At 56.2% G+C, this 26,999-nt stretch carries 19 protein-coding genes; 4 read left to right on the top strand and 15 right to left on the bottom strand.

Translation table 11 applies throughout. The features are described from left to right. Positions 1-9: 9 nt before the first annotated feature. The 3 genes from metG to HKD32_RS07410 are packed head-to-tail and all read left to right on the top strand — an operon-like array spanning position 10 to position 3,118. Positions 10-1,548, top strand: a complete 1,539-nt coding sequence (gene metG, locus HKD32_RS07400) for a methionine--tRNA ligase (RefSeq protein ID WP_194257787.1) — start codon at positions 10-12, stop codon at positions 1,546-1,548. Next, on the top strand, positions 1,545-2,330 hold the full coding sequence (locus HKD32_RS07405) for a TatD family hydrolase (protein ID WP_194257788.1): 786 nt from the start codon (positions 1,545-1,547) through the stop codon (positions 2,328-2,330). The genes metG and HKD32_RS07405 overlap by 4 nt, the downstream gene beginning before the upstream one ends. Beyond that, positions 2,327-3,118 carry an MBL fold metallo-hydrolase gene (locus HKD32_RS07410; RefSeq protein WP_061933105.1) on the top strand — a complete coding sequence of 264 codons (792 nt, stop codon included), beginning with the start codon at positions 2,327-2,329 and terminating at the stop codon, positions 3,116-3,118. Before HKD32_RS07405 ends, HKD32_RS07410 begins: the two co-directional genes overlap by 4 nt. A 33-nt stretch (positions 3,119-3,151) precedes the next feature. Here HKD32_RS07410 and HKD32_RS07415 read toward each other — a convergent pair whose 3' ends face one another. Beyond that, the gene (locus tag HKD32_RS07415; RefSeq protein ID WP_061933102.1) at positions 3,152-4,771 is read right to left on the bottom strand and encodes a porin family protein; all 1,620 of its coding nucleotides are present in this window, start codon (positions 4,769-4,771) and stop codon (positions 3,152-3,154) included. A 582-nt stretch (positions 4,772-5,353) separates the two neighbouring features. Between HKD32_RS07415 and HKD32_RS07420 the strand changes: the two genes are divergently transcribed. Next, positions 5,354-6,760 (top strand): peptide MFS transporter, encoded by a 1,407-nt coding sequence (locus HKD32_RS07420; protein ID WP_061933099.1) that lies wholly within the window; start codon positions 5,354-5,356, stop codon positions 6,758-6,760. On the opposite strand, the gene HKD32_RS07425 is transcribed toward HKD32_RS07420, so the two are convergent. The 14 genes from HKD32_RS07425 to dnaA all read right to left on the bottom strand — a co-directional run bounded on the left by HKD32_RS07425 (position 6,728) and on the right by dnaA (position 26,995). After that, positions 6,728-9,292 (bottom strand): cation:proton antiporter, encoded by a 2,565-nt coding sequence (locus tag HKD32_RS07425; protein WP_034880361.1) that lies wholly within the window; start codon positions 9,290-9,292, stop codon positions 6,728-6,730. The genes HKD32_RS07420 and HKD32_RS07425 overlap by 33 nt on opposite strands. Before the next feature lie 73 nt (positions 9,293-9,365). Continuing rightward, positions 9,366-9,971, bottom strand: a complete 606-nt coding sequence (locus HKD32_RS07430; RefSeq protein ID WP_010501559.1) for a thiamine phosphate synthase — start codon at positions 9,969-9,971, stop codon at positions 9,366-9,368. Continuing rightward, positions 9,971-10,756 (bottom strand): thiazole synthase, encoded by a 786-nt coding sequence (locus tag HKD32_RS07435; RefSeq protein WP_061933097.1) that lies wholly within the window; start codon positions 10,754-10,756, stop codon positions 9,971-9,973. The genes HKD32_RS07430 and HKD32_RS07435 overlap by 1 nt, the downstream gene beginning before the upstream one ends. Positions 10,757-10,759: 3 nt before the next feature. After that, positions 10,760-10,957 (bottom strand): sulfur carrier protein ThiS, encoded by a 198-nt coding sequence (gene thiS, locus HKD32_RS07440; protein WP_010501562.1) that lies wholly within the window; start codon positions 10,955-10,957, stop codon positions 10,760-10,762. A gap of 40 nt (positions 10,958-10,997) precedes the next feature. Continuing rightward, positions 10,998-11,966, bottom strand: a complete 969-nt coding sequence (gene thiO / locus HKD32_RS07445; protein ID WP_061933095.1) for a glycine oxidase ThiO — start codon at positions 11,964-11,966, stop codon at positions 10,998-11,000. Between the two features lie 52 nt (positions 11,967-12,018). Continuing rightward, positions 12,019-13,527: a hypothetical protein gene (locus tag HKD32_RS07450; protein ID WP_228118860.1), complete on the bottom strand. Its 1,509-nt coding sequence runs from the start codon at positions 13,525-13,527 to the stop codon at positions 12,019-12,021. 62 nt (positions 13,528-13,589) lie between these two features. Further along, positions 13,590-16,571: an FAD-binding and (Fe-S)-binding domain-containing protein gene (locus HKD32_RS07455; RefSeq protein ID WP_194257789.1), complete on the bottom strand. Its 2,982-nt coding sequence runs from the start codon at positions 16,569-16,571 to the stop codon at positions 13,590-13,592. 92 nt (positions 16,572-16,663) lie between these two features. Further along, complete coding sequence (glmS, locus tag HKD32_RS07460; protein WP_194257790.1) at positions 16,664-18,490, bottom strand: glutamine--fructose-6-phosphate transaminase (isomerizing); 1,827 nt, start codon at positions 18,488-18,490, stop codon at positions 16,664-16,666. Beyond that, on the bottom strand, positions 18,490-19,824 hold the full coding sequence (glmU, locus tag HKD32_RS07465; RefSeq protein WP_194257791.1) for a bifunctional UDP-N-acetylglucosamine diphosphorylase/glucosamine-1-phosphate N-acetyltransferase GlmU: 1,335 nt from the start codon (positions 19,822-19,824) through the stop codon (positions 18,490-18,492). The genes glmS and glmU overlap by 1 nt, the downstream gene beginning before the upstream one ends. Before the next feature lie 77 nt (positions 19,825-19,901). Further along, positions 19,902-20,726 carry a DUF3108 domain-containing protein gene (locus HKD32_RS07470; RefSeq protein WP_061933087.1) on the bottom strand — a complete coding sequence of 275 codons (825 nt, stop codon included), beginning with the start codon at positions 20,724-20,726 and terminating at the stop codon, positions 19,902-19,904. Continuing rightward, entirely contained in the window at positions 20,716-23,160 is a 2,445-nt protein-coding gene (gene gyrB, locus HKD32_RS07475) for a DNA topoisomerase (ATP-hydrolyzing) subunit B (RefSeq protein ID WP_061933085.1), read from the bottom strand. The genes HKD32_RS07470 and gyrB overlap by 11 nt, the downstream gene beginning before the upstream one ends. An 83-nt stretch (positions 23,161-23,243) precedes the next feature. Beyond that, a complete protein-coding gene (gene recF, locus HKD32_RS07480; RefSeq protein WP_194257792.1) occupies positions 23,244-24,347 on the bottom strand; it encodes a DNA replication/repair protein RecF in 1,104 nt (367 codons plus the stop codon). Positions 24,348-24,357: 10 nt separating this feature from the next. Further along, positions 24,358-25,482: a DNA polymerase III subunit beta gene (gene dnaN, locus HKD32_RS07485; protein WP_194257793.1), complete on the bottom strand. Its 1,125-nt coding sequence runs from the start codon at positions 25,480-25,482 to the stop codon at positions 24,358-24,360. A 97-nt stretch (positions 25,483-25,579) separates the two neighbouring features. Then, a complete protein-coding gene (gene dnaA, locus HKD32_RS07490; RefSeq protein WP_010501581.1) occupies positions 25,580-26,995 on the bottom strand; it encodes a chromosomal replication initiator protein DnaA in 1,416 nt (471 codons plus the stop codon). Between the last annotated feature and the right edge of the window lie 4 nt (positions 26,996-26,999).

The following is a 26,999-nucleotide window of genomic DNA, read 5'->3' on the forward strand; positions in this document are numbered from 1 at the left end:
CGAGTGGACATGACGCGGCGCTTCACCATTACAACTCCGATTTTCTACGTGAACGGCGCTCCGCATATCGGACATGCCTATACGTCCATCGCGGCTGACGTTCTGGCCCGTTTCCATCGCCTGAATGGTGAAGACGTCCTGTTCGTCAGCGGGACGGATGAGCACGGCCAGAAGGTAGAGCAGACCGCGACCGCTCAGGGCATGGACACGCAGGCCTATGCCGACAAGATTTCTGCTTCGTTCCGACAGATGCAGCAGGATATGGCGATCTCTACGGATGAATTTATCCGCACGACGGATGAGCGCCATAAGACTGCCGCAACGGCTCTGTGGGAGAAGGTCGCGGCCAACGGCCATATCTATCTTGGCGCGTATGAAGGCTGGTACTCTACGCGCGATGAAGCGTTCATTGGCGAAGACGAACTGGTCAAGAAGCCGGATGGCACGATGGTTGCTCCGTCCGGTGCGCCGGTAGAGCGCGTCAAGGAGCCGTCCTACTTCTTCAAGCTGTCCGAGTTTCAGGACCGTCTGCTGAAGCTGTATGAAGACAATCCCGAATTCATTGGACCGCATGGTCCCCGTCGGGAAATCGAGAGCTTCGTGAAGCAGGGGCTGAAGGATCTTTCCGTCAGCCGGACCAGTTTCAAATGGGGCATTCCGGTTCCGAACGATCCGGATCACGTCATGTATGTCTGGTTCGATGCGCTCGCCAACTATCTGACGGCTGTGGGCTACCCGGACCTGAATGATCCGCGTGCGAAGTTCTGGCCGGCTGACCTGCATATTGTCGGTAAGGAAATCGCCCGGTTCCATTGCGTGTACTGGCCGGCGTTCCTGATGGCTGCGGGTATCGAACTGCCGAAGAGCGTGTTTGCCCATGGTTGGTGGACGGTCGAAGGCGAGAAGATGAGCAAGTCTCTCGGCAATGTTCTGGACCCGAAGGCGCTGGCTGATGAGTTCGGTCTGGATGCGCTGCGATTCTTCCTGATGCGGGAAGTGCCGTTTGGTGGCGATTCAAACTTCAGCCGTCGCTCCATGATTACGCGCACGAATGTCGAACTGGCGAATGATCTTGGCAATCTTTGCCAGCGGACGCTGAGCCTCGTGGCGCGTAATCTTGGGGGAGTCGTTCCGGAGCGCGGCCCGCTGACGGAAGACGATCAGACCATTCTGGCGTCAGTCCAGCTTTTGCCAACGCTCATGAGCGAGCAGATCGAACGCAAGGCGATTACGGATGCGCTTGAGGAAGTGTGGAAGATCATTCGGGCAGCTAACTCGTACATCGACCGTCAGGCTCCCTGGGCGCTGAAGAAGACCGATCCGGAGCGGATGGCGCATGTGCTGCGTGTGCTACTGGATGTAATCCGTGGCATCGCGACGATGCTTCAGCCGTACATGCCCAACACCATGGACAAGATGTTGACGCAGCTTGGTGTGGAAGAGGGCGAGCGCACATTTGCGGCTCTTGAAACGCCGCTGCCGGGTGGCCGCACACTGCCGAAGCCGGAAGGGCTGTTCCCGCGCTTTGTCGTCGAGGAAGCAGAATGACGGGACTGATTGACAGTCACTGCCATCTGGACCGTCTTGACGATGTGCCTGCCGCGCTGGACATCGCGCGGCAGTCTGGTCTGGATGGGATGATTACGATCGGAACGCGGTTTTCTCAGGCTGACACGCAGATTGGCCTGACGCGGTTTGACGCGCCAGATCTGCGCGTCTGGTGCGCGATCGGGACGCATCCTGACCATGTGGGTGAGGAGCGTTTGCCGTCCGTTGAGGAACTGGTTCGCAAAGCTGAGCCGTCCTGCGTGGTGGCGATTGGCGAGTCCGGGCTCGATTATTTTCATAGTGGAGATGAGGCGAAGCCAGCGCAGCACGCAGCATTCAGAACGCATATTGCTGCGGCTCGGGAAACGGGATTACCGGTCGTTATTCATACGCGCCAGGCGGATGACGACACGATTGCGATCCTGCGGGATGAGAGCGGGAAGGGCGCCTTTCCGTTTCTGATCCACTGCTTTGCTTCTGGGCCAAAGCTGGCAGAGGCGGCTCTGGAACTTGGGGGTTACATCAGTTTTTCGGGGCTTCTGACATTCCCGAAATGTGAGGAAATCCGCGAAGTTGCGCGGATTGTGCCGGAAGACCGTTTGCTGGTGGAGACAGATAGCCCGTTTCTGGCGCCTGCACCCAAGCGCGGACGGCCCAATACTCCTGGATATGTGGCACATACGGCAGCCCGTCTGGCGCAGGAGCGGGAAGTTTCGCCTGAGCGGATTGCTGAAATAACGACGGCCAACGTTCGTCGGCTGTTTACAAGGACGCGTCTGTGAAAGTCACGATCCTCGGATGTGGTGGTTCAGCGGGCGTCCCGATGCTCGGGGGGCATGATGACTCACAGACGGGGATCTGGGGGCACTGTAATCCGGACAATCCAAAGAACCGGCGGACACGCTCGTCGATCGTGATCGAAGGTGAGGGCGGCTTTCGACTTCTGGTGGATTCCGGGCCGGATTTCAGATCTCAGATGCTGAACTGCGGTCTGAGTCACATTGATGCTGTGCTTTATACCCACCCCCATAGCGATCATATTGCGGGGCTGGATGATCTGCGCGCCATCAATCGGGTTATCGACAGGCCATTGCCGCTATTGGCTTCGCAAAGCACTCTGGAAGAACTTAGACAGCGTTTTGCCTACGCTTTTGCTCCTTGGAAAGGGCCAGATTTTTATCGTCCGGTCTTTGATGAGCAGGTCGTTGCGGCAGGTCAGTCTGTTACTTTTCCGGGTCTTGAAGGGCGAATTTTCGAGCAGCAGCATGGACGGATCACGTCTCTGGGGCTGCGATTTGGGAAGTTTGCGTATTCGACAGATGTTGAAACGCTGTCTGATGAGGTGTTGGAGCTTCTGGATGGTGTCGGAACGTGGGTTGTTGATTGTTTCCAGTATGAACCGCATCCCGCTCATGCGTGGCTGGAGCGTGTGCTGGAATGGCGCACGAAAATCAGGGCAGGGCGCACAATTCTGACCCATATGGGCACAGATATGGATTACGACATCCTGTGCAAAACGCTGCCGCCAGATGTGCGGCCAGCCTATGACGGAATGGTGCTGGAGTTCTGAAAACCGGGCAGGAGGCTGCCCGGTTTTTTAGGATCAGAACGTAATCATCGCACCGGCAGACATGGTATGATCGCTCTCACGGTTCGGGCCGTGAGCAGCCGATTCCGTATGGGCATATTCACCCACGAGGAACATCCAGTCCGTCAGTGTGTAATACAGTGCGCCGACTTCGGACTCATTACGTCGCACCAGTGATGGATTGTTTTCGTCAGTCGCCTGATAAAGATTACTGACACCATAGCTTCCGACCAGCTTCAGGCGCGGCAGGATCTTATAGGATGCCTGAACATAGTAACCTTCAGAGTTCCGCTTGCGTCCGGTTTGTGAAATGCCGTCAAACAGAAGGCCGGTCGTGCCGAGGCCATTGCCGTAATAGTAGTATGCTACGCCTTCAAATGGTCCGCGGGACAGTTTCACGCCAACGTCGCCCGCGGCAACGGTTGCGCCTTTGCGACTGTCGGTTCCAAGGGTTGAACTGGTCAGGTTCTGAACGTGTTGTGTCAGGAAGCTGGCCCAGAAGCGTGTGGTGAACCCGGCAATGGTGGTGTCGTAAGTGACTTTACCCTGAACCATTGGAGAGCTGTGCTGTGTGGTTGTCGCGGATAAACCACCACCGGCGAAATTGAACTGATCCAGCGGTGTCATGATACCAAGAGAGCCCTGAAGACCATGCCATTTCGGGGAAATGTATGTGATCTGCGGGAGCCAGTCGGTATAGACGTAGCCAACGCCGATGCGGCCGAGGGAGGTATTGGCCGGATTGGCGTTACTCCCGGTGCTGCCAACGCTGAGGAGCGTTGCGTCATTCAGGATGGCATCGGAGGCAAAGAGTGCGATGTCACGGCCGATCTTGATGGTTCCAAGTTTGTCGGTTCCGGCGGTCATATAAACCTGACGGAAATCGACGCCTGCCGTACCAAGACCAACTGGGCTACCACCAGAATTGGCGTTGAATGTACCCACGTCCGCATTGTTCAGCCCCGGGTACATTCCGAAAACTGCACCGAGCTTGATTCCGTCCTGAACGGTGTTCAACTTGAGGATCAGGCCGCCTGGCAGCAGGCCGTTACGAACGGATGAAGAGTCAAAGCCGCTGGACCCTGTAGAGATACCGCCTGCAACAGGGCGGCCACCACCTGGGCTGTTATAGGTGTAGAAGCCGTTGATGAAGCCGGACAGATTGATTTCGATCTGTCCAGCCTGAACGGTCACGCCTTTGCCTGCGACATAGGGTTTGACCCGAACGATGCTGTCTGGATCGTAATGTGCGAGCATGGAGTGCGCATCACGTGCGCTGGCAGCAGCGTTCTGAGCTGCGCGCTGCGCTGCCTGGGACGCTGCAATGGTTGTGACATCCGGTGGTTCAAGAGAACCATCGTACTGATTGGGGCTGTATCGACGATAACGGTTGTGTCTGGCAGGGGGGCTGGACGTGCCGTCCTGATTGGTCGAAGCGCTGGAAGAACGGCCATGCCTCAGGTGGTGTGCCAGGAGACTATTGTATTCGCCGCGCGTTAGGCTGCCTTTGGCGCGAAGAATGTCCAGAAGTTCGGTGTAGTCATCCGCCTGTGCCGTTGCAGGGAGAACCGTAAGCGAGCCCAGAGAGAAAGCGCAGCCCAGAAAGGCAATCTGACGCAGAGAAAGGCGAGCCATGCAATGACCGTTCCATCCAGTGAGCCGGTCACGAAAATGCGTTCGAAGACCGGGAGAAATTGAATTTCGTTTCACGTTAGCGCCAAAACGGCCATTCTTTGCAACAAGTCATCGTGTATCACGACTATGTGAGGAAACGACGTCTTTTTGATATATAAGTTGGCATAATATATCTTATACGACATTCATGTGAGCTGATATTGAGCCTCTTCCGATGCTTGTAAAACTGAATTCCTGAGGCTTTCAAACCAACATTTTGTAGGACTTTCGCGTGGTTGTACGGCTGTTGCATTGGTGATGTTGAGATTTGGCATTTTGCCATATATCCCGATTTTGGCAGTTTTCAGGGATTTTCTGGAAAATGTATCCTTGGAATCAGACAGTTTCTTCTGTGGCAAAAAGCCACAAAGAATTGTGAAGATGAGATCTATGGCATTTTGCCACAGATTGCGCTTGGGACATTTTGCCACAGATTTTCGCATTGGCATTTTGCCAATGCTCTTCTCTTCCCCTTTACCCTACGTCGTGCTGACCGCTACGAAAGGTTTTCCTCTCCCGCCTCCGAGGTCTGCTTTGACTGAAGTGCTTCCTAATGATCCCGTTATCGATGCCTTGGCCGTCCCTCGTCATAAGGAGATCTTCGGTCATCCGAGGGGACTTTGGGTTCTTGTCCTGACGGAAGGATGGGTCGCATTTTCCCTTTACGGATTACAGTCCATTCTCGTTCTGTATCTGGCTGATCATCTTCTTCAGCCCGGACATATTGAGAATGTCTGGGGCATGGGTGCTGTAAAAGCCGTTTTGGACATTCTTTATGCTCCCGTCGGGATTCAGGCGACGGCTGGCGCCATAACAGGGCTTTTCCTGGCTCTGGTTTATGCGACGCCCCTATTGGGAGGCTTTGTGGCAGACCGGTTCCTGGGGAAAACCCGGACCATCCTTCTGGGTGCCATTCTGATGACCGTCGGGCATATTCTGATGTCTTTCGACTGGAGCTTCGTGCTGGCTGTTGTTTTTCTTCTGCTGGGTATTGGAGCTGCCGGAGGACTGCGGGCGCAGGTTGGTGCGCTTTATGAGCTTGATGACCGTCGGCGGTCGGACGCTTATCAGATCTACTCTCTCGGTGTGCAGGCTGCCGTTATTGTGTCGCCTGCCCTCTGTGGAATGTTGGCAATGAAAGCCTGGCACTGGGGTTTTTTGACTGCTGGTCTGGGGATGCTGACTGGGTTGGTTGTCTATCTCTTCGGGCGTCGCTGGCTGCCAGAAGATACGGTTTTCAAGGCTTCATCCCCTCGCCCGCGCCTGACATCCCGCGAGAAAAAAACGAGCGTCCTTCTGCTGGCGTTGCTGCCGGTGCTGGCTTTAGGTGCGCTGCCAAATGATGAGATCTTTGACGGATATCTGTTGTGGGGGCGTGAGCATTATCAACTGACGTTCTTCGGACATCTGTTCCCTGTCAGCAGTCTCGTCTCGTTCGATGGTTTCATCAGCACTTTGATGACAATTTCCGTACTGTGGTTCTGGCGAATATATGCCCGACACAGGCCAGACCCGGCAGAAATCACCAAAGTGGCCATAGGCACTTTTATTGCCTCGTCAGGCCCGGCTGTTCTGGCGCTTGCATCATGGCTTTATCCTGAGCCTCATCAGATCAGCCTATTCTGGGGGCTGGCTTTTCATATTATCAACGATATCGGCTTTAGTATGAGCTATGCCATTGGAATGGCAATGTATTCCCGTGCTGCGCCGGTGAGCTTGAATACGATTTTCGTAGCCTGTTTCTCGCTTCATCTTTTTATGGCCAATCTGACCATCGGTAAGCTCTCAACCCTGATCGGACATATTGGAGATGTTCCTTTCTGGCTCCTTCACAGTGGAGCCAGCTTGGTTGCGGGGGTGATTTTGTTGATGTGCTCAATTGTGTTCCGGAGCCTTTTGGCCCCGGAAAATGTGCCTTCAGGGCGAGACAATCCGTCTCATATCCTGTGACGGAGCCAATCTGACGCCTTCTGCCGTTTGCAGGACGTAAGGGTCCAGCAGTCCGTCTGCCCGCTTATTGCTGCGAGCGATAATAAGCCGTTGGACAATCGGGTAGTCGTGGATCAGACGCTCAAAGACAGGCTTGGGAATGGCCAGCAAGTGGCTGAACTGAAGGGCGCGCACTGTACCGGGCATACGCTCGCTCCGAATGACGCTGGCCGCACCAATAAGATCCCCGCTCCCGAACAGGATTTCCCTTTCAGGTAGGTGAACTTCCGCCAGTCCTGCCACCTGAGCGTAAACGGTTCGGACTTTCTGTCCGCGCTTGAACAGCACTTCCCCTGGAGACACGAAACGCATCGCCACCTTGCGGGAGAGTGTGTGTAAAACACTATCGGGCACGCCATTGAACGCCGGAAAAGCCCTCAAACGTTGCTCGATGCCGCTTTTCAGGTTGAACCGCAAAGGCGCTTCGAGGCGCGCGCTCCGACGTTCGATATCGCGATGGAGTTCCCTATGAAGTTCTTCGGAAATCAGGTTGTCCGCCTGGAGTGCGTCGTACTCCTCGTCTTCGAGACGAAGGGCGATCTGGCGCAGAATCCGGCTCTCCAGGGCTTCTGAGTACCCGGAATAATGGAGACGCAATGTTTCCAGTGCATCGTCGAGCAGCTTGCGCTGACGACCAAGAACTTCAGACACGATTTCCGTAATGCGTGGACCCAGTGTTGGTTCCATGCGCTGACGGACGAAGCGTTGCAGCGACAGGGAGACCAGATGTGCGATGATGAGCATTTCGAAGCGCTCCATCATTGCATACATCAGTGGCTCATCGAAATGGAAGCGACTGTGCAGATCCTGAGCAATTCGGAAGCGTAAAGGTGGCTGGAGGCGGCGCTTCAGGGCTTTGACGTATCCATACCGTCCTTCAAGACGGGCGCCATCAGACATGGCCTCGGCAGTGCGGAGAAGCGTCTCCATCACACGACGTGACAGGCCCTGGATGCGGAAGAGATCCAGAAGTAGAGAGCGTTCCTGATTGGCTATTGTGATAAGCGCGATATTCACGCGGGCCCGGTCACTCAGGGCAGATTCAAAATTATTGGCCGCCCTCTCCTTTTCTGCGCGCTTTTCAATGCGGCTGATGACGCCAATGCGTGTTTGCTCACTGAATCCCAGTTCGTCGGACATGACGCGGGTACGTTCTGCAACTTCGCCCAGACCAATGCCCAGAATTTGCTGACGAATAGCTTGATCAATTGGTGAAAGCTGATCGAGCTTCAGGAACAACACAAGAGAACGCAGCGTCGTGCCATTGACCAGCAGCGTGATCAGAACGAAGCCCGTTGCGATGATACCGATGAAGTGGGCAACCGGGCTGGAGACGCTCTGGTTCTCCGTCACGGCCAGCGCCAACGCCAGCGTGATGGCGCCGCGTAGACCGCCCCAGACCATGGTAGCCTTGAACGGTGTTGGTACTGGTGGGGAAAGCTTTGTGAAAGCAAGGATGGGCAGCAGGCCGAACACAACGGCGCCGCGAGCCAGTAGCCCGGCCACACTGGCGATCAGGATCAGTACACAGTCCCAGCGGGTCATGCCGATCAGCAGGCGTGGTACCAGCATGGACGCCAGCAGGAACACGAGTGAACCGGCCCAGAAGACCAGTTGCTGCCAGAGGTCGTTGAGAAACCGCCAGACCTGCGGACGGAATGTCGAGGGTCCGTAAGCAGAGACTGTCAGGCCAGCAGCAGCTGTTGCCACCACGCCGGAGAAGCCGAGCATTTCGTCACACAGGATATAGACCGTGTAGGGCAAAGCGAGTGTGAGTGTGATTTCTGCGGCAGGTGCGCCACCCAGACCTGCGATCAGGAGCAGTGTCAGCCGACCCAGGCAGACACCCACAACGATTGCGCCGCCGAAGGCAGACGCGAAATCAACAACGGCCTCACCCAGATGGATGTGTCGGTGTGAGGTGACCGAGGCCAGCAGGATGGCGAAGATTGCGATGGCCGCTGCATCGTTCAGGAGTGCCTCGCCTTCAACAAGACGCGTCAGTCGTGACGCAGCGCCGATTTCCCGGAAGATGCCGGCCACTGCAGATGGGTCGGTCGTGGCGACGATAGAGCCTAGTAGAAGACAGACAACAAGGCTCTGACCAGCAAACGGGTAGAGCGCGAAGCCGATCGTCGCGGTTGAAACCACAACCGCGACAACGGCCAGTAGAAGAACAGTGGCCGTTTCATGCGCCAGACGTCTTACGTCAATGGCCATGGCACCCTGAAAGACCAGAATGGGCAGGAAGATCAGTAGGAAGGCTTCGCTGTTGATCGGAAAATAGATCAGGGCTTCAGCCGCTCCATCCAGCAGGTCTGTGGCGGATGAGCGCACAATGAGCGATGCCGCCCCGCCCAGAACAATACCAGCGAGGGCAAGCAGGACCGTTTCGGAAATCTCAAGCCGTTTGGCCAGAGGCTGAATGATGCTGACGAGCGTGAGCAGGAACGCAATTGCGAGAAGAACGGCTGCAAGCCCTGTCACCATCATTGTATTCCGTACCCTTTTAGTTCGAATACCATCCTAGAGAGCGTTTCCGCTGTAAGATAGCGTTGTCTTCAAATTATGTGTCAGCGGCTGCAAGCCACTGTTTCACCTGACTTTCCGGGTCGTCTACGCGAATAAAATCACTGACGGCCGCCACGCTGTCCGCTCCGGCCTTCAGGCAGGATGGCAGACGTTCGAGCGTTATGCCGCCGATGGCGACCAGAGGAACGTCACCGCACAGTTCCCGCCATTCTGTCAGACGTTCAATGCCCTGAGGACCAAACGCCATTTTCTTCAGTTTCGTTTCCCAGATTGGACCAAGCGCAACATAATCCGGCTTGCAGGCCAGAGCGCGTTGCAACTCTTCATGGCTATGGGTCGAGATACCAAGGCGGATGCCTGTCTGTCGGATGGCATCAAGATCAGCGGTATCAAGATCTTCCTGTCCCAGGTGCAGCCATTCATAGCCAAGTTCGATTGCTAGTTCCCAGTAATCGTTCAGCACGAGGGCGACATTATGGCGTACGGCGAGTTCCTGCGCGGTTTCGATCTGGGCGCGTAATTCTTCGGGTGGAAGATCCTTGAGGCGAAGCTGAATGAAGCGTGCACCCGCCCCCCCAAGACGCTCAACCCAGCGGGGATGGTCAACAACCGGATAAATCTTCGAAGGCAAACGGGACATCAGAGCATTTCTCCACCAAGAGTGCGGGCCAGACCCAGTGTCGGGGTCGAGGGCACCGCCATATCACGTTCTTCCATAAGGTCTGCCGCATACCCTGCCAGACCGGCTTCACACGCCAGACGAAAAGCTTTTGCCATCTCTGCCGGATTGCCAGCCTTGGCGACGGCTGTGTTGATCAGTACGGCATCGAACCCCAGTTCGAAGGCGGCGGTCGCATGGGATGGCTTACCGATCCCGGCATCCACGACCATGGGCACATCCGGGAAATGTCCACGCAGAGCCCGCAGGCCGAAAAGGTTGTTCAGGCCCCTGCCCGAGCCAATCGGTGCGCCCCAAGGCATGAGAACTTCCGCACCAGCTCGTAGAAGGCGTTCCGCAACGACCAGATCTTCCGTCGTGTAGGGGAATACCTGAAACCCGTCTTCCGTCAGAATGCGGGTTGCTTCCACAAGTCCGAACACATCTGGCTGGAGCAGGTCGCCCTGCCCGATGACTTCGAGTTTGATCCAGTTGGTTCCAAAGACATCGCGGGCCATCTGGGCCGTTGTGACCGCTTCACGGACACCGTGGCAGCCAGCCGTATTGGGCAGAACGGGGACATCCAGACTTTGGATCAGGGACCAGAACGCCTGCCCCGCCTGAGCGCCCGCAGACTCACGGCGAAGGGATACGGTCACGACGCCAGCCTGAGCGGCTTTAACCGCATCGGCAAGAATGGCCGGACTGTCATATTGTGCTGTCCCCAGCATCAGGCGTGAGGACAGTTCGGTGCCATAGAATTTCATGCGTCAGCCTCCCTGCATCGGGGCCAGAATTTCGAGGACGGCCCCCTCGTCCACAGCCTTGACACTGCGCTGCGTTGCAGGAACGAAAAAACCGTTCAGAGCCGTAGCGACACGGGCTTTCCCGTAGCCGAGTTCATCAAGAATGGCTCCAAGGGTCCGGGCATGAACCTCTCTGGGTTCGTCATTGACGGTGATCTGCATGATGTCTCTCCCATCCAGGGCTGTATGAGGAAGAAAGGGTTCAGGCCCGATCTGTTCCGAAAATGATCTCACAGACTTCCCTTGCACGCGCAGGAGATAACAGGAACCCGTGACGGTACATGCCATTAAGGGAAATCCTGTTGCCCTCTCGCCGGACGCGGGGAACATTATCCGGATAAGCCGGTCTCAGTCCGGCATTGGCTTCCAGCAGTTCAGCCTCGGCGAAGGCTGGATGAAGCGTGTAGGCGGCATTCAGAAGGTCCGTAATGGCGCGGACGGTGATGGCTCGGGTATCATCGCTTTCCACCATCGTTGCGCCGACCATAAAGACCGAATTGTCACGCGGAACGATATAAACCGGAATACGCGGATGCAGCATTCGGATCGGACGGTGAAGTGTGATCTCGGGGCAGCGCAGAAGCACCATCTCTCCACGCATTCCTCGCAGATCTTTCTGCGTCTCCCGTGCGGCGACACCTGTGCAGTCGACGATCCAGTCAAAAGAGGCCGTATTAATCGCAGCGTTGGAGACGATTATTCCACCATGGTGAGCCAGCTTGTCTCCAAGGGCTACCAGCGCTTTGCGCGGATCAACATGTCCTTCTTCCGCGAAAAACAACGCTCTGTCGAAGCGATCTTCCAGATCGGGTTCAAGGGCTCTGATGCGCTCAACGCCGATTGTCTCGAAGTGACTCGTTCTGCGCCCGAAGCGCGTAAGTTCAGGGGTGTCACGCGGAGGAGCTACTACGAGACTCCCGGCCTGCACTACATCCGGGACATGGGTTTTCCACCAGTCTAGCGAGGATAAGCTGTCTTGGGTGACTTCATCGGGAGCTGACTCTGCCTCGCACCATGGAGCAAGCATCCCGCCCGCAAACCAGGAGGCTCCCGCCCCTATGCGACCACCAGCATCATACACAGTGACCTGGGCGCCGCACTCGGCAAGAGCAACGGCGGTGACCATGCCGGCCACCCCGGCTCCACGAACCAGAATGTGAGGTTCTGTCATGTTTGCCCCCTCAGAAAAACCGCGATGGGTGTAACACACCTCTTACGGACGGTCAGGAGGCTCGCGCAGGAAGGTGATCGGCGTTGTAAAGCAAAATGGTGTATCGGCCCTCTGTGACACGGGCTGCGGGAGCGCCGAAAGTTTTGATGGCGCCGGCCTCGTTGAAGGTTTCCTCGGGATGGGGGATGACGATGAAGAACGCTTTGCCATCCAAAGAGTGCCAGTCCATGTGTTTGCGAATATGTACGAATGGAGCAATCGTTCCGTTGCCCTGTATCATCGCCGGATACACATGAATTTTCCCCAGCGATGCCACTTCGAGATTGCCTGAACTCCACCAGGTGCCAATTCCATCAGGAGGGAAGTCTTTTTCCAGCCGGCTGAGAAGCTGGTTATCTTCCGTGCTGAGGATCCCTGTCGAGTATGGTGGGAGAGTTCGGTAATCTGTGATGAGCGTTACCGCCAGCACGGCTATCGAAATACTGATGGCCATACGTCGTGTGGGCCAGACAAGTGCGGTAATGCAGGCTAGATCAAGCCAGAGAGGGAAAAGGTAGCGCGCTATAGCTACCGGGCTTCCGTCAAGCGCAATACGGTTGCTGACGGCCAGTGCGATAAAGTCCAGCAGTGCGGATACAACCAGGAAAGAGCAGAAGGGAGTATTCCGGCCCCCACTCGCCCAGGCTGTCCTGGCCACTCGATAGGCTCCGGCTAGGGCCAGAACGACAAGTGCCAGACGCAGACATTCCGGAAGCACTGCACTAACGACCTGACCAGAAGGATCGGCATCATAGACGAGTAGAATGGAGCGGAATGTTGTGAAAAAATTGCTGCTCAACTGCTCCCAGGGCGCAAATCGGGTCTCCAGCGGTTCGGTTTCAAAACCTCCGGTTGCAGCATTAAGATGCAGGAGGGTTTTTGCCAGCATAACGGCCACAAGTGTGGCGCCTGCCATAAGGAAACGATGTTTCTTGGGGAGTTCTCTTGCCAGAGCGGCATATAAAAGCAGCGATCCTGCTCCCGTGATAGCCAGTAACGGGTCCCCGATAACGCCAAGGCAGAGAAGAAGTGCCATAATGAGCAGCGACCGCCAGGAGCCAGATGACAGGAACCGGTCAGCCCAGTGGAAAGCCCACACTCCATAGATCAGCACGCCCATGTGGATAGCCGAGAGCGTGATGAAATAGGCCGTTGGGGCGCGCAGGAGCGGGAATGCGAGCACTGGCAGAAGAAGTGCAGCGGCTCCCAAGCGGGACTGACGATCCGGGAGCCGCAGAAAAACTACAGCAAAGGCGGAGACTACGACGCCAGTCCAGAGAATGGCGGGTTGTACCATCAGCAGAAACGGGCTTCTCGCGGGATGGCCAAGAGCATACCAGAACGCGGCTAAGGTTGCGCTCAGGGGAATATCTGACGTCCAGAAATCGGGAGGTGTCAGAACCCAGCCCTTGAGACGCCAGTTCCCCCGGAGTGCATCCAGGCCCGCGAGAAAATAAGAAGCCTGATCAGATGTTTTCGGCCAGAGGGATGAAACCCGAATGGCCAGTAGAAGGTACAGCAAGGATAAAGTTGAAAAAGATAGGGTAGAAGAGAGCTTTTTGTAGCCAATAAAATTATTTAATTTCATATGTTTGTTTGGCTTTTTGTTGTCTTGTTGTGAAGTTGTGCGGAGAGAATTTCCACGGGATGTGCAGGGCGTTTTCCTGCAAGCCTCTTTCCTTGGCAGCGACAAGAGAAACCTGTCGCCAGAACATCGCCTTTCGCTGCCCAGTTCTGCTCGAAAATGGCTGCCGAAAGATCTGCATGCTCTCGTTCGTGGCCGAACAGACCAGCCATACCGCAACAGCCAGCTTTGCCAGCCTGAGCCCGTACACCAAGATGTTGCAAAACTGTGGCCCAGTCCTGCGCACTGCCGGGGCGAACGGCTTGTTCCGTACAATGCGAAATAACAGTCAAAGGCGCCTTGTCTCCTGCAGGCGACTTCTCTGCCAGTATGCCTTTGTCGATTTGGCGTTTTAGGAAACCTTCCAGGGAGAGCACCGCAGGAACGGGCTCCATGCCTGCAACGTCTTGATATTCCTGCTCGAACATCAATCCCGTTGCGGCATCAAGGGCAACAACGGCCACATTATGGCGGCTGATGTTACGGAGTTGCCGCAGGGTTTCGCGTGCCGTGGAGGCAAATCCCTTGCGAAAGCCCCGGACATGCCGTGCCTTGCCGTTATCCCACACGGGCGTGATCCGCACGTCCATGCCAAGGGACGACAAAAGCTGGTATGCACTTTCGATGACGCCACCATCGAAGCTACCGGTAAAGGAATCCTGAATCAGCACGACAGAGCGATCATTCTTTGTGGCTTGTCGAAGCCAGTTCTGTGTCAGACGTGCTGTGCGTGGGAGAGTGGCCGGTTTGAGTGCTGGCAAATCGACCAGCCCAATTCTTTTGAGAAGGCTGGTTGAAATTGGATTTTGCATCAGGACGTTGGCGATTTGTGGCATCCGTCGCCCAATCCCAAGAAGTGGCTCCAGCCAGTACACCAGATAATCTCGCATCGGGCGTTGCCGTGTCTGGAAATACAGATCCAGAAACTTGGAGCGCATGGAGGGAATATCCACGCGGATCGGACACTGGGTCGCACAGGCCTTGCAGGACAGACAGGTGTCAAGCGAGGCTTTAAGTTCTGCCGTCAGTTCTGGCAGAGCATTCTTGTCGGAAGCATCATCTGGCAGTGCGTTCAGGCGTGCCCAACTCCGCAGAAGTGTTGCGCGGCCTTTAGGCGACTGGGTTCTGTCCTTCGTTGCCTTGTAAGACGGACACATCGCCATATCTGGCTCACGATTGTAACAGGCGCCATTCCCGTTACAGCTAACGGCAAGGCCAAAATTTTCTCTGAAATCATCAGAGATTTGCTCGTCGAATTCACCTTTGAATGGGACGCCATCGATGCGGTCCACGGGATGAAGTTTTCCGACTGGGGCGAGCTTTCCACGGTTGAAAATATCTTCAGGATCAAAGGCCTCCTTAATCCGGCACAACTCTTTGAAAAGCGTTTCCCCGAAGAACAAAGGAGAGAACTCTCCGCGATAACCTCGCCCGTGTTCCCCCCATAGCAATCCGCCATGTTTCTTGGTGAGGTTTGCGACAGCGTCTGAAATTGGTCGGATCAGGGCCCGATCTTTTTCGGAAAGCATATCTAGGAAGGGTCGAACGTGCAGACATCCAACATCAGCATGTCCGAACATGCCATAGGACAGATCATACCGGTCGAGGATCGCGCGGAATTCAGCGACATAATCTGCAAGGGCTTCAGGCGGAACGGCTGTGTCCTCGACAAAAGCCACGCCCTGTTTGTGACCATCCGGTTGCCCCAGGAGCCCAACGGATTTTTCCCGCAGAGTCCAGAGTTGATTGATGATCTCCTGATCTGAAACAGGTTTATAATCAATGACCTCAAAGGAAGAATTCTCAAGAAGAGTCACGGCTTCCTGCATCTGCTGATGCAGATGAGCAGCATCATCTCCCACGAATTCGACAAAGCTCATCCCTCGAACCGGGACTTCTGAACGCGCTCCCAGAACACTTTCAAGAGACTGCCAGACGATATCCTGCGCTGCTTTTTCCAGGACCCGGTCATCCAGCACTTCGATAGCCGAAGGGTTGGCTGGCAGGAGGGTCTGCACGTCTCGTAACGTATGATCGAAACTGGCATAGCGGACGACCAGAAGCTGTCTGAACTTTGGGAGACGTCGCACGCGCAGCACCATGCGCTTTGTCAGAGCGAGTGTCCCTTCCGAGCCTGCGAGCAGCCGAGCGAGACTGAACTGTCCGTCTTCAAGCAGAATATTCTGCAGGTTATAGCCTGTGAGCCCACGGTTCATATCCGGGAAAACGCGACGGATTTCGTCAGCCTGTTCCGTGATGACGCGATGAACTTCACGATAGATGCGTCCGGGCAGATCCTCTCGTGATTCAGCCTGTTTCAGGTCGGTTTGTGAAATCTTCCCGACATGTAGGTCAGACCCATCGGACAATACGACGTCCATTGTCTCGATGTAATCGGACGTGCGGCCGTAGAGGCGCGACCCCTTGCCCGACGCGTCAGTAGCGACCATGCCTCCGATCGTAGCGCGGGTTGCGGTTGAAACCGTCGGAGGGAAAAAATAGCCGTGCGGCTTCAGGAATGCATTCAGTCTAGCGAGGACGACACCAGGCTCGACTGTGACCAGGCCGGTTTCGGCATCGAAGTCCAGAATACGGTCAAGATAGCGGGCTACATCAACGATGACCCCGGACGTCAGGGATTGGCCATTGGTGCCTGTCCCGCCACCACGTATCGCAAGTGTCAGATGTCCTCCGGCAGCCGCAAGAACCGCCCGGTTCAGATCTTCAAGAGTTTTGGGATAAATGACCAGAACAGGAAGCTGCTGATAGATGCTGTTGTCAGTGGCTGCCACCAGCCGTGCCGAAACTTGTGGGGTGATGTCCCCTTCAAATCCTTCAGTTCTTAACCGGTTCAGAAAAGTATCACGGGCGGCAATCTCAGATGCGGCCAAGGTGAGACCGGAATGTACGGTTCCACCTGATAAAGCTGCATCGCCACCCATGATTTTTTCTCCCATTCACGTCATGTGTTGAGGGGCTATCCTCCGCGAAATGAACCGTCTTGGAAAGCCCCACCAACCGGAAGAAAATGTCCTTATTCCACCGTGACGGATTTAGCCAGATTGCGAGGCTGGTCCACATCCGTGCCCTTCAGCAATGCGACCTCGTAAGCGAGGATCTGGACGGGGATTGCGTAGAGAATGGGAGCAACAAAAGCATCTACATCCGGCAGTACAACAATATGTTCTGCAATGCCTTCAAGGCGTTTTGCACCCGCCGCATCTGTAAAGGCCAGAATGCGCCCACCACGCGCCTTGGCTTCCTGTAGGTTGGACAGGGTTTTGTCGAACAGGATGGTGGAGGGTGCGATCGCCACGACAGGAACGGTCCGGTCAATCAGGCTGATCGGGCCATGCTTCAGTTCACCCGCAGCATAAGCTTCTGCATGGATGTAGCTGATTTCCTTGAGTTTTAAGGCGCCTTCATAAGCGATTGGCGTGCAAATGCCGCGCCCCAGATACAGGACATCTCTGGCTTCTGCGATAACACGCGCCATGGCCTGAATGGCCTCAACCCGCGTGAAGACTTCAGCTGCACGGGACGGAAGATCGAGGAGGTTTGCTGTTAGGTTTTCTTCGCGAGCCTTATCGATCGTACCCCGTGCGCGTGCGAAGTCGATGGAAAGAGCTGCAAGAACAGACAGTTGTGCTGTAAAAGCTTTAGTGGAAGCTACCGAAATTTCCGGGCCAGCAACCATCCCCAGAACCAGATCGCTCTCACGTCCCATCGTTGAATGTTCGACGTTCAGAACAGACACGATACTTTGCCCGGCCTTCTTCAGGCTACGCAGAACGCCGAGCGTATCTGCCGTTTCACCGGACTGGGAAATGAGGAGTGCAACCCCTTTGTCAGGCTGTGGCGCGTCCCGATAGCGCATCTCGGAAGCTACATCGATTTCGACGGGCACACGGGCCAGAGACTCAAGCCAGTACCGCCCGACCATGCCAGCATAGAAAGCGGAACCGCATGCTGTAATGGTGATGCGAGGAACCTGAGCCGGGTCAAACGGCATGGCCGGTAATGCGATGGTCTTGGAGGCAGGGTCCGTGATGCGCTGAAGCGTCTGGCCGATAGCGACCGGATGCTCGTGCAGTTCCTTCTCCATGTAATGGCGATAGCCATCTTTGCCGACCTGCCCGGCCATGAACGCAATGTTCTGGATCGGGCGGCTGACTTCCTGACCTTCGCCATTGAAGATGATGACATTGCCAGGCGTCAGTTCGCACCAGTCGCCATCGTCCAGATAGGTGATACGGCTTGCCAAGGGAGCGAGAGCCAGACTGTCGGAGCCAAGGAACATCTCGCCTTCGCCGTAGCCTACAGCCAAAGGAGCACCATGACGGGCGCCAATCAGCAGGCCGTCATGGCCCTGAAAAATGATGGCAATCGCATACGCGCCTTCAAGACGCTTGATGGCAGCAAAAGCTGCGTCCCGCGGCGTCTTGCCCTGATCCAGATAAAAATCAACCAGATGGGCGACGGTCTCTGAATCCGTATCAGACAGGAAAATCCGGCCCTGTGCTTCGAGCTCGGCCTTTAGTGTGGCAAAGTTCTCGATAATTCCGTTATGGACGATTGCGACCCGGCCAGCAGCGTGCGGATGAGCGTTGGTTTCTGTCGGTGCGCCGTGAGTGGCCCACCGCGTGTGGCCTATGCCTGTCGTTCCGCTGAGGGGTTCAGCCTTCAGAACAGCTTCGAGATTATCGAGCTTGCCAGCTGCGCGACGGCGATCAATGGTGCCGTCGGCGGACAGGGTCGCGATTCCGGCAGAATCATAACCGCGGTATTCAAGCCGACGCAGCGCTTCGAAAACGATCGGGGTGGCTGGACGATGGCCTACAACGCCACAAATTCCACACATCAGCCCTGCTCCTTTTTGGCTTTAAGGGTCTGTTTGATTTCAAGGCCGCGACCTTGTTTGACAATCTGACGGGCGCGTCCGAACGCCAGACCTTCTGCCGGAACATCTTCCGTAATGGTGCTTCCCGCAGCGATCAGTGCGTCGTCTCCAATCGTGACGGGGGCCACGAGAATGGAGTCCGACCCGATGAAGTTGCGTTCACCGATGATGGTGCGGTGCTTGAAATATCCATCGTAATTGCAGGTCACGGTCCCTGCCCCAACATTGGTTTCCGCGCCGACGGACGCATCCCCGAGATAGGTCAGGTGATTAGCTTTTGCGCCGCGACCGAGATCAACATTCTTGAGTTCGACAAAATTTCCGACATGCGTGTCTGCGGCGCAGACCGTTCCGGGACGCAGACGGGCATAGGGGCCAATCATGGAGCCCTCACCGACTGTGCATCCTTCAAGATGTGAGAACGCCCGAATCAACGCGCCGCTGCGGACTGTCACGCCCGGCCCGAAAAAGACGTTTGGTTCAACCACCACATCCGCTTCCAAAATCGTGTCTGTACTCAAGAAGGTGGTCTCAGGAGAGACAAGCGTTACACCCGCTTCCATGGCAGCGGCCCGGAGGCGTGCTTGGAGTGTGGCTTCTGCCTGTGCCAGTTCACTTCGGGAGTTAACGCCTGCGAGTTCGCTTTCAGGAGCCTCGACACACTGAACACGCCCCTGTGTGGCGGCCATGGCGACAACATCCGTCAGGTAATATTCACCTTGTGCGTTGTTGTTGTCGACGGCTGCAAGCCATGTCCGAAAATCATTGGCACCCGCGCACATGACGCCTGCATTGCACAGCGTAATCTGACGCTCGTCCTCGGTTGCGTCCTTGAATTCGACGATCCGACTGACACGTCCCTGTTCTTCAACGATTCTACCGTAACGACCGGGATTAACAGGACGCATTCCAAGGAGTGCGAGACTTGCCCCGGTCTGGCGGGCTGCCGTGAGCTTGCGCATTGTGTCTGCGGTGATCAGGGGATTGTCGGCGTACAGGACGGCAATGTCACCGTCACCGAACAGGTCTTTTGCCATGTTGGTGGCGTGCGCCGTTCCCAGACGGTCGGTCTGCACGATCGTTCGGTAGGGCAAAACCACTTTTTCAAGTTCGGGCATATCAGGCCCAACCACCACAACCACATCGTCAAAGACTTCGCGGGCAGTCTCGATCAGATGTGTGATCATGGGACGGTTTCCAAGACGTTGCAGAGCCTTGGGAAGGCGGGACTTCATGCGCGTGCCGAGGCCCGCGGCAAGGATGATGGCTGTGGTGTGGCGTGCGATATTGGTCATGTTCCGTCCCGGGTATCCAAACCGCGCCAGTTCGTCAAACGATGGTTGAGCGCTACACCATCACTTCGGATTGCCGTTTATTGCGAAATGGTTGCAGCTGATTTTGAAGGTGGAAGCGGGTTCTGCATAACAACAGTAACATGTCCCAGCTTCGGATGATTGAACTCGATCCGGACGGGGACTAGCCCGATACCTTCAACATTCCTGAACCAGGCCGCTCCAGGCTGAGGGGTGGCCAGTTTCGCCCGATTTGGAGAGTCTTTGATAAACCCTGCGACCTGCTGACCGATAAAATCACAGCGGAGCGACGGATCTCCAGCATAAGCCTGTTTATGCGTTCTCGGGATGTCCGCCTGTGTCGGACCGTGAACCGTCATTTTTGTCAGACGTAGCCCGTCAAAAATGACGGCAGAACCGTCACAATGTCCGGTCTGCGTCAACGTCTCCAGCAGGCGAGCCATGCCACTCAGCGTATCAATCGTATGAGGCAAGTCGCTGTCTGGTATGGGGTCCCGGTCTGTTTCAACGGGTTCCAGAATATCAACATGTGGGGTGTTGCCATTATAGGTGAGCAAAACACGACGATGCTGCCCGCGCGACATGCCCCCGCTATCATACCGAATGGGTTTGACGTTCCCGCCTTCGACGAAATCTCCTTCTACGCGAGAGCGGATATCCATCTTGACGAACCAGCTGATCATACCTGCTGGTCTGATATGGGTGGTTCCGCCGTAGCCCCAGTGCTCGATCTGATAGGATACATCTGTATCAAGCACATGCAGTCCGCGCAGATAAACCGCGTAAGACGTGTTGACCTGACCGGCTGCCGCATGAGCCGTGGAAACGCCGGACAGAAGCAGGAAACCTGCTCCAGCCAGCGCTCGGAGTGTCTTAAACGTCAAGATTGGCCACTTTCAGGGCGTTTCCGACAATGAAGTCACGGCGCGGCTCCACCACGTCTCCCATGAGGGTCGAGAACACCTGCCCCGCTTCTTCGACGTCACCAATCTTCACCTGAAGCAGGGTCCGGGTCGATGGGTCGAGCGTTGTGTGCCAGAGCTGCTCATCGTTCATCTCGCCCAGGCCTTTGAAGCGGTTAATCGTCAGGCCGCGGCGGCCCTGTGCGAAAATCCGGTCCATGACATTGGACGGACCAAACAGCTTCTGCTCGTTCTGATCGAGCCGCAGAATAGCGGGGGTGGCGAAGTCTCGTGCCAGACGTTCCCCTTCCGAGGCCAGCCAGCGGGCTTCTGCGGATTTGAGAACGCTCTGTTCAAGACGATAGATTTCGCTGACGCCACGAACCGAACGCGCACACTCAACCCCGGTGCTGGAAAGAGAGACTTTCCAGCCACGCTCGTTCTCAGCGGATGCTTCGTCAAGGCGGCGCTGGAAGTCGGGGATGCGATCGCCAATTGTTGTCGGGTCAAGTTCCAGAACGCGTGCGATTGCGGCCTGTTCGAGTACCCAGACCGGGATCTTGGTGGCAATATTTTTCAGGTTCTGGGCTGCTGCGATGAGGAAGCGGACTTCCTCCTGAAGGGCATCGCCTGTCAGTTCCAGATTGTCTCCAAAGCGCAGGGAGGCATTTGCCAGCGCTTTATCCAGAAGATACTGCTCAAGAGCGGCATCATCCTTCAGATAACGCTCTTCCTGGCCACGCTTTGCGCGATAGAGCGGCGGCTGAGCGATATAGAGATAACCCTGTTCGATCAGTTCCGGCATCTGGCGGAAGAAGAACGTCAGCAGCAGCGTACGGATATGGGAGCCGTCCACGTCAGCGTCAGTCATGATGACGATCTTGTGGTAGCGCAGCTTTTCGGCTGAGAAACCGCCCTGATCCACTTCGCCACGTCCGATACCGGTGCCTAACGCCGTAATGAGTGTGCCAATTTCGGCCGAGCCCAGCATACGATCGAAGCGTGCGCGTTCAACGTTCAGGATCTTACCGCGCAGAGGCAGAATAGCCTGGAAGCGGCGATCACGCCCCTGCTTTGCCGTACCACCTGCGGAGTCACCCTCAACGATGAAGATTTCGGCCTTGGAGGCGTCGCGTTCCTGGCAGTCTGCCAGTTTTCCCGGCAGCGAGGAGACGTCCAGCACACCCTTGCGGCGCGTCAACTCACGGGCACGGCGCGCAGCCTCACGGGCGCTGGCTGCATCGATGATTTTGGCGACGATCGCCTTGGCTTCCTTGGGATGCGTTTCAAACCAGTGGGCAATCGCATCCGCCGCTGTTGCATGCACAACCGGCTGAACTTCAGAGGAAACCAGCTTGTCTTTGGTCTGGGACGAGAACTTGGGATCCGGCACCTTAACGGAAAGAACTGCCGTCATGCCTTCACGCATGTCTTCGCCCGTCAGGGAGCCTGATTCACGTTTGGCAACGCTCTCAGCGTATTTGCCGACCACGCGCGTCAGGGCCTGACGAAAGCCTGCTAGATGTGTGCCACCATCCCGTTGGGGGATGTTGTTCGTAAAGCACAGCATTGTCTCGTGGTAGCTGTCGTTCCACGTCAGGGCGAACTCGACGCGAATGCCACTTTCGACATGGTCGATCTCACCCGTGATCGGCGGTGTGACGATCGAGGTCTTGGAGGAATCAAGCCACTCTGCGAATGCGCTCAGGCCACCTTCATAGAAGAAGCGGACCTCCTTGCTTTCGGCATGGCGCTCATCACGAAGAATGATTTCCATTCCGGAGTTCAGGAAGGCCAGTTCGCGGACGCGACGTTCCAGAATGGAGAACTCGAACTCCACCTTGGTAAAAGTCTGCTTGCTCGGCTTGAATGTGACGAGTGTTCCGCGGGGTTCGTCAGATGGGCCGACAACGCTTAGGGCTTCGTCACGCTCACCATGCTGAAAGCGGATCTTGTGCTCGAGCCCGTTACGCCAGATCCGAACTTCCATCCATTCTGACAAGGCATTCACGACAGCCGCACCAACACCGTGCAGACCGCCGGAAACTTTGTAGGAGTTTTGGTTGAACTTGCCGCCTGCGTGAAGTTTGGTCAGCACGACTTCGGCTGCGCTGATCCCTTCTTCAGGGTGCATGTCCGTCGGGATACCACGACCATCATCGCGAACAGAGACGGATCCATCTCCGTTCAATGTCAGGATACAGCGGGTAGCGTGACCGGCCTGGGCTTCGTCAACGGCGTTATCGATGATTTCGAACACCATGTGATGAAGGCCGGAACCGTCATCCGTGTCACCGATATACATGCCAGGGCGTTTACGGACAGCGTCCAGTCCCTTCAGTACCGAGATAGAGGAGGCGCCGTAATCTTCACCGTCTGCGCCTGGAATCTCCGGCTGGTTCTGGGTCTCTGACATGCGCGAGGCGGTCTCCGTGGAACTCTGAAAAATTATTGTCTTAATTATAGCGCGTCGAAGCCTGTGAGGCCAGAGCACGCACGCTATGCAGGTTGGATATGCCCATCCTGAACATTGAAAAATCCGGCTTTTCCGGTGAGAGCCGAAAAGGGTTCGGCATCTGTCCCGGTTAATAGGACTGGCGTATTGAGGTTTAGCAGGCTGACAAGAAGAGCATCTCTCCGGGGTTCGTCCAGATGAAGGAGCGGTTCATCCAGAAGGATGACAGGCGCATCCCCCCTGCTCTGCTCGATCAGCGCAGCATGGCTCAGGACAACACCAATCAGCATGGCTTTTTGCTGACCGCTGCTTGAAAGCTCGGCTGAGCGACCGGTTCTTGCGTCAGAAAGAAGGAAATCTGCTTTGTGGGCACCGACGGACGTGCTGCCGCGCGTGCGATCTTCGGTCCGACTGTCGCGCAGTTTTGCCCTTAGCCAGTCTTCCACCTGTAGTGCGGAAGCGCTCATGAGTTTCCGGGTAATGTCGCAATTCAGACTGAGAACGCTCTGCGGGAAGTCGCTACCGGAAAAAGGATGGGCGTTCATGCTTTCCACAAGGGAAAGTCGGGCAGCGCAGGCGGCAACAGCATGTCGAGCGATGGAGTCTTCAAGAGAGGCCAGCCAAAGGGTTTCGTTGGGGCGATCTGCCAGAAGGCGGTTTCGGCTTGAAACCGAGCGTTCATGGGCCGCCATCTGACGTGCATGGTCCGGGGTCAGCGCCATAACCAGACGATCCAGAAAGCGTCTTCTGCCGCTGGCACCTTCCAGGAACAGGCGATCCATTTGTGGTGTCAGCCAGACGCATGAAAATACTTGCGCGATCTCCGCCTGAGATCGGACGCTTGCGCCGTCCAGCCTGAAAGAGCGTCTGCTGTTTTCGGAAAGATCGGCGCCCGTCCCAAGCAGGGTCTGGTCAAGACCATGGTTCAACGTGGCCGCTACGCCCCACTGAGAGGCCTCTGTTCGGCACAGGGATTGAAGGGGCGCATTTCGAAGGCCGCGCCCTGGTGCCAGAAGCGACACAGCTTCCAGCAGGTTAGTTTTCCCTGACCCGTTTTCGCCGGTCAGGATTGAAATGTTTGTCTCAGGCTTCCAGACAGAATGCCGGTAGTTCCGGAAATCCGTCAGGGCCAGGCGTGTCAGTCTCAATGTGGGCCGATCAGACCCGCATCGGCATCAGAACATACAGGGCAGACGGAGACGCCGTATCGCGCACCAGCGTTGGGGCGGAACTATCTGCAAAAGCAAACTCGACTTCAACGTCAATCTGGTCTGTGATGTCCGTCAGGTAACGGGCCTGGAAGCCGATTTCGATCGGTGGCGCATCATAGGTAACTGTGCTGTCGTCCAGTTCCTCGTGTGCCACACCCTGGTCCGGGCTGATGGCGGAAAGCGTCAGCATATTGTGCGTGACGGACAGTTTGACGGGGCGCGAGCGCTCCTGACTGATGGCTGCCACACGACCGACGGCCGCCGCGAAATCTTTCTTCGTCGTGCGGAGGATACGGTCATTGCCCTTGGGAATAACGCGCTCGTATTCAGGGAAGGTGCCGTCGATCAGTTTGGACGTTAACAGGACGGGACCAGCCTGAAACTGGATGCGGGTATCGGACAGGGACACTTCAATGTCCGCAGCACCTTCATCCAGGAGCTTGCGAAGTTCGGCGACTGTCTTGCGCGGAATGATGACGCCCGGCATGCCGAGAGCGCCTTCAGGTAGCTCTGTTTCGACGCGAGCCAGACGATGACCGTCTGTAGCGACAGCTCGCAGCATGGGGAACGTTCCGCCTTCTGCGACATGCAGATAGATACCGTTCAGATAATAACGCGTTTCCTCATTGGAAATCGCAAACTTGGTACGGTCTATCAGCCCGCGGAGTGTCGCCGCTGGAATGCGGAAACGGTGCGGAAGATCTCCTGCCACCATGGCTGGGAAATCATCAACCGGCAGGACGTTCAGGCTGGTGGCGTAGCGGCCGGCGCGCAGGGCAAGCGGCGCATCGCTTTCCGGGTGGTCAAACTCGATTTCCACGCCATCTGGCAGCTTGCGAACGATCTCGAACAACACAGCAGCGGGAACGGTTGTAGAACCAAGGCGCTCACCTGTGGCTACGACGTCTTCGACGACGGCAATTTCCATATCCGTGGCCGTCAGGCGAAGAATATCCCCTTCATAGGACAGCAGGACGTTCGCAAGGATGGGAATGGTGTTCCGCTTTTCTGCAACGCCATGAATATGCGCCAGGGCCCGTTGCAGCAGGGTGCGGTCAACCTTGAATTTCATCGTTTTTTTCCCTGGGTCGGCAATCTTTAAGTTTTGCCGTTTCTTAGCAGACACCCGCTTGCGGTGAAAGGTACCGATAGCGGGTTGTCATTCCTACTCAGCCCTCAAGCATCCGGCGCATCAGTTCGACGTCTTCTGCGAAAGACGTATCCTGCTCCATCAGTTCTGCAACGCGGTTTACGGCGTGCATAACGGTCGTGTGATCACGGTTACCGAATTTGCGCCCGATTTCCGGAAGGGATCGGCTGGTCAGCTGCTTGGCAAGGAACATGGCGACCTGGCGCGGACGGGCTACAGCCCGGGCGCGGCGTGCAGAAGACATGTCCGTCAGGCGGATATTCCAGTGTTCCGCAACCTTGCGCTGAATTTCCTCGATCGTCACGCGACGGTCATGAGCCTTGAGCATGTCCTTCAGGACATCCTGAGTCGTATCGAGTGTAACTGGCCGGCCGACCAGATCAGCATGGGCAATTAGGCGGTTCAGTGCGCCTTCAAGCTCACGCACGTTTGTCGTGATCTTGTGAGCCAGATATTCCAGCACCTTGGATGGAACATGCGTGCCGGACGCCTTGGCCTTCGCTTCCAGAATGGAGATGCGGAGTTCAAAGGTTGTGGCGTGAATGTCCGCAACCATGCCACAGCCAAGGCGTGTTCTCAGGCGATCTTCAAGACCAGACAGATCAGATGGGCTCTTGTCCGCGCTGACGATGATCTGACGTCCGGCATCAACAAGAGCATTGAACGTATGGAAGAATTCTTCCTGCGTGTTGTCCTTGCCTATCAGGAACTGAAGATCGTCGATCATCAGAACGTCAACGGAGCGCAGTTGCTCCTTGAATTCCATGGTGGACTGGGAGCGGATGGCTGCGATGAAGCGATACATGAACTTCTCGGCCGACATATAGGCAACCGAGACATTCCCCGTCTTCGTTAGTTCCGAGCCGATGGCATGCATGAGATGCGTTTTGCCAAGGCCGACACCGCCATAAAGAAAAAGTGGGTTGAAGCCGGGACTGGACGGCTTTTCAGCCACACGGCGGGCGCAGGCATAGGCAAATTCGTTCGGCTTGCCCACGACGAAGCTATCGAAGGAAAACCTTGGATCCAGGGGAACGGCAAGATCGCTGCGAACTTCGTGGCTGACCGCGACCTGAGCTGTGACTTCTTCAACGACGCTGTCGCTTGCAATATCGGCGGACGGGGGAACTTCGGGCAGGCCACGTTTGACCTGGAGTTCAATACCCTGCACATCCGCACGCTCGGTGCGCCAAAGCGTTTGAAGGCGCTCTTCGTACTGGCTGCGAACCCAGTCCCGCAGGAAACGGGTCGGTAGGTACAGGATAAGTTCGCCGTCTTCGATTGGCCCCAGAACGATCTGGCGCAGCCATGTGCGATATTCGACTTCGCCGACTTCGCCCTTCAGCTTTTCACGAACTTTGTGCCAGGAAGCTTCCAGAAGATCCGCCGAGCCGGGGGCGGAGGCGCTGGCGTCCAGATACTGAGCGTTTTCCACCTAT

Origin of the sequence: Gluconobacter japonicus (assembly GCF_015244665.1) — a bacterium.
Lineage (GTDB): Bacteria > Pseudomonadota > Alphaproteobacteria > Acetobacterales > Acetobacteraceae > Gluconobacter > Gluconobacter japonicus.

Excerpts from the sequence above, each read along its gene's own strand:
- metG (WP_194257787.1), top strand. The coding sequence starts at position 10 with ATGACGCGGCGCTTCACCATTACAACTCCGATTTTCTACGTGAACGGC.
- HKD32_RS07405 (WP_194257788.1), top strand. The coding sequence starts at position 1,545 with ATGACGGGACTGATTGACAGTCACTGCCATCTGGACCGTCTTGACGAT.
- HKD32_RS07415 (WP_061933102.1), bottom strand. The coding sequence starts at position 4,771 with ATGGCTCGCCTTTCTCTGCGTCAGATTGCCTTTCTGGGCTGCGCTTTC.
- HKD32_RS07425 (WP_034880361.1), bottom strand. The coding sequence starts at position 9,292 with ATGATGGTGACAGGGCTTGCAGCCGTTCTTCTCGCAATTGCGTTCCTG.
- HKD32_RS07430 (WP_010501559.1), bottom strand. The coding sequence starts at position 9,971 with ATGTCCCGTTTGCCTTCGAAGATTTATCCGGTTGTTGACCATCCCCGC.
- HKD32_RS07435 (WP_061933097.1), bottom strand. The coding sequence starts at position 10,756 with ATGAAATTCTATGGCACCGAACTGTCCTCACGCCTGATGCTGGGGACA.
- thiS (WP_010501562.1), bottom strand. The coding sequence starts at position 10,957 with ATGCAGATCACCGTCAATGACGAACCCAGAGAGGTTCATGCCCGGACC.
- thiO (WP_061933095.1), bottom strand. The coding sequence starts at position 11,966 with ATGACAGAACCTCACATTCTGGTTCGTGGAGCCGGGGTGGCCGGCATG.
- HKD32_RS07455 (WP_194257789.1), bottom strand. The coding sequence starts at position 16,571 with ATGGGTGGCGATGCAGCTTTATCAGGTGGAACCGTACATTCCGGTCTC.
- glmS (WP_194257790.1), bottom strand. The coding sequence starts at position 18,490 with ATGTGTGGAATTTGTGGCGTTGTAGGCCATCGTCCAGCCACCCCGATC.
- glmU (WP_194257791.1), bottom strand. The coding sequence starts at position 19,824 with ATGACCAATATCGCACGCCACACCACAGCCATCATCCTTGCCGCGGGC.
- gyrB (WP_061933085.1), bottom strand. The coding sequence starts at position 23,160 with ATGTCAGAGACCCAGAACCAGCCGGAGATTCCAGGCGCAGACGGTGAA.
- dnaN (WP_194257793.1), bottom strand. The coding sequence starts at position 25,482 with ATGAAATTCAAGGTTGACCGCACCCTGCTGCAACGGGCCCTGGCGCAT.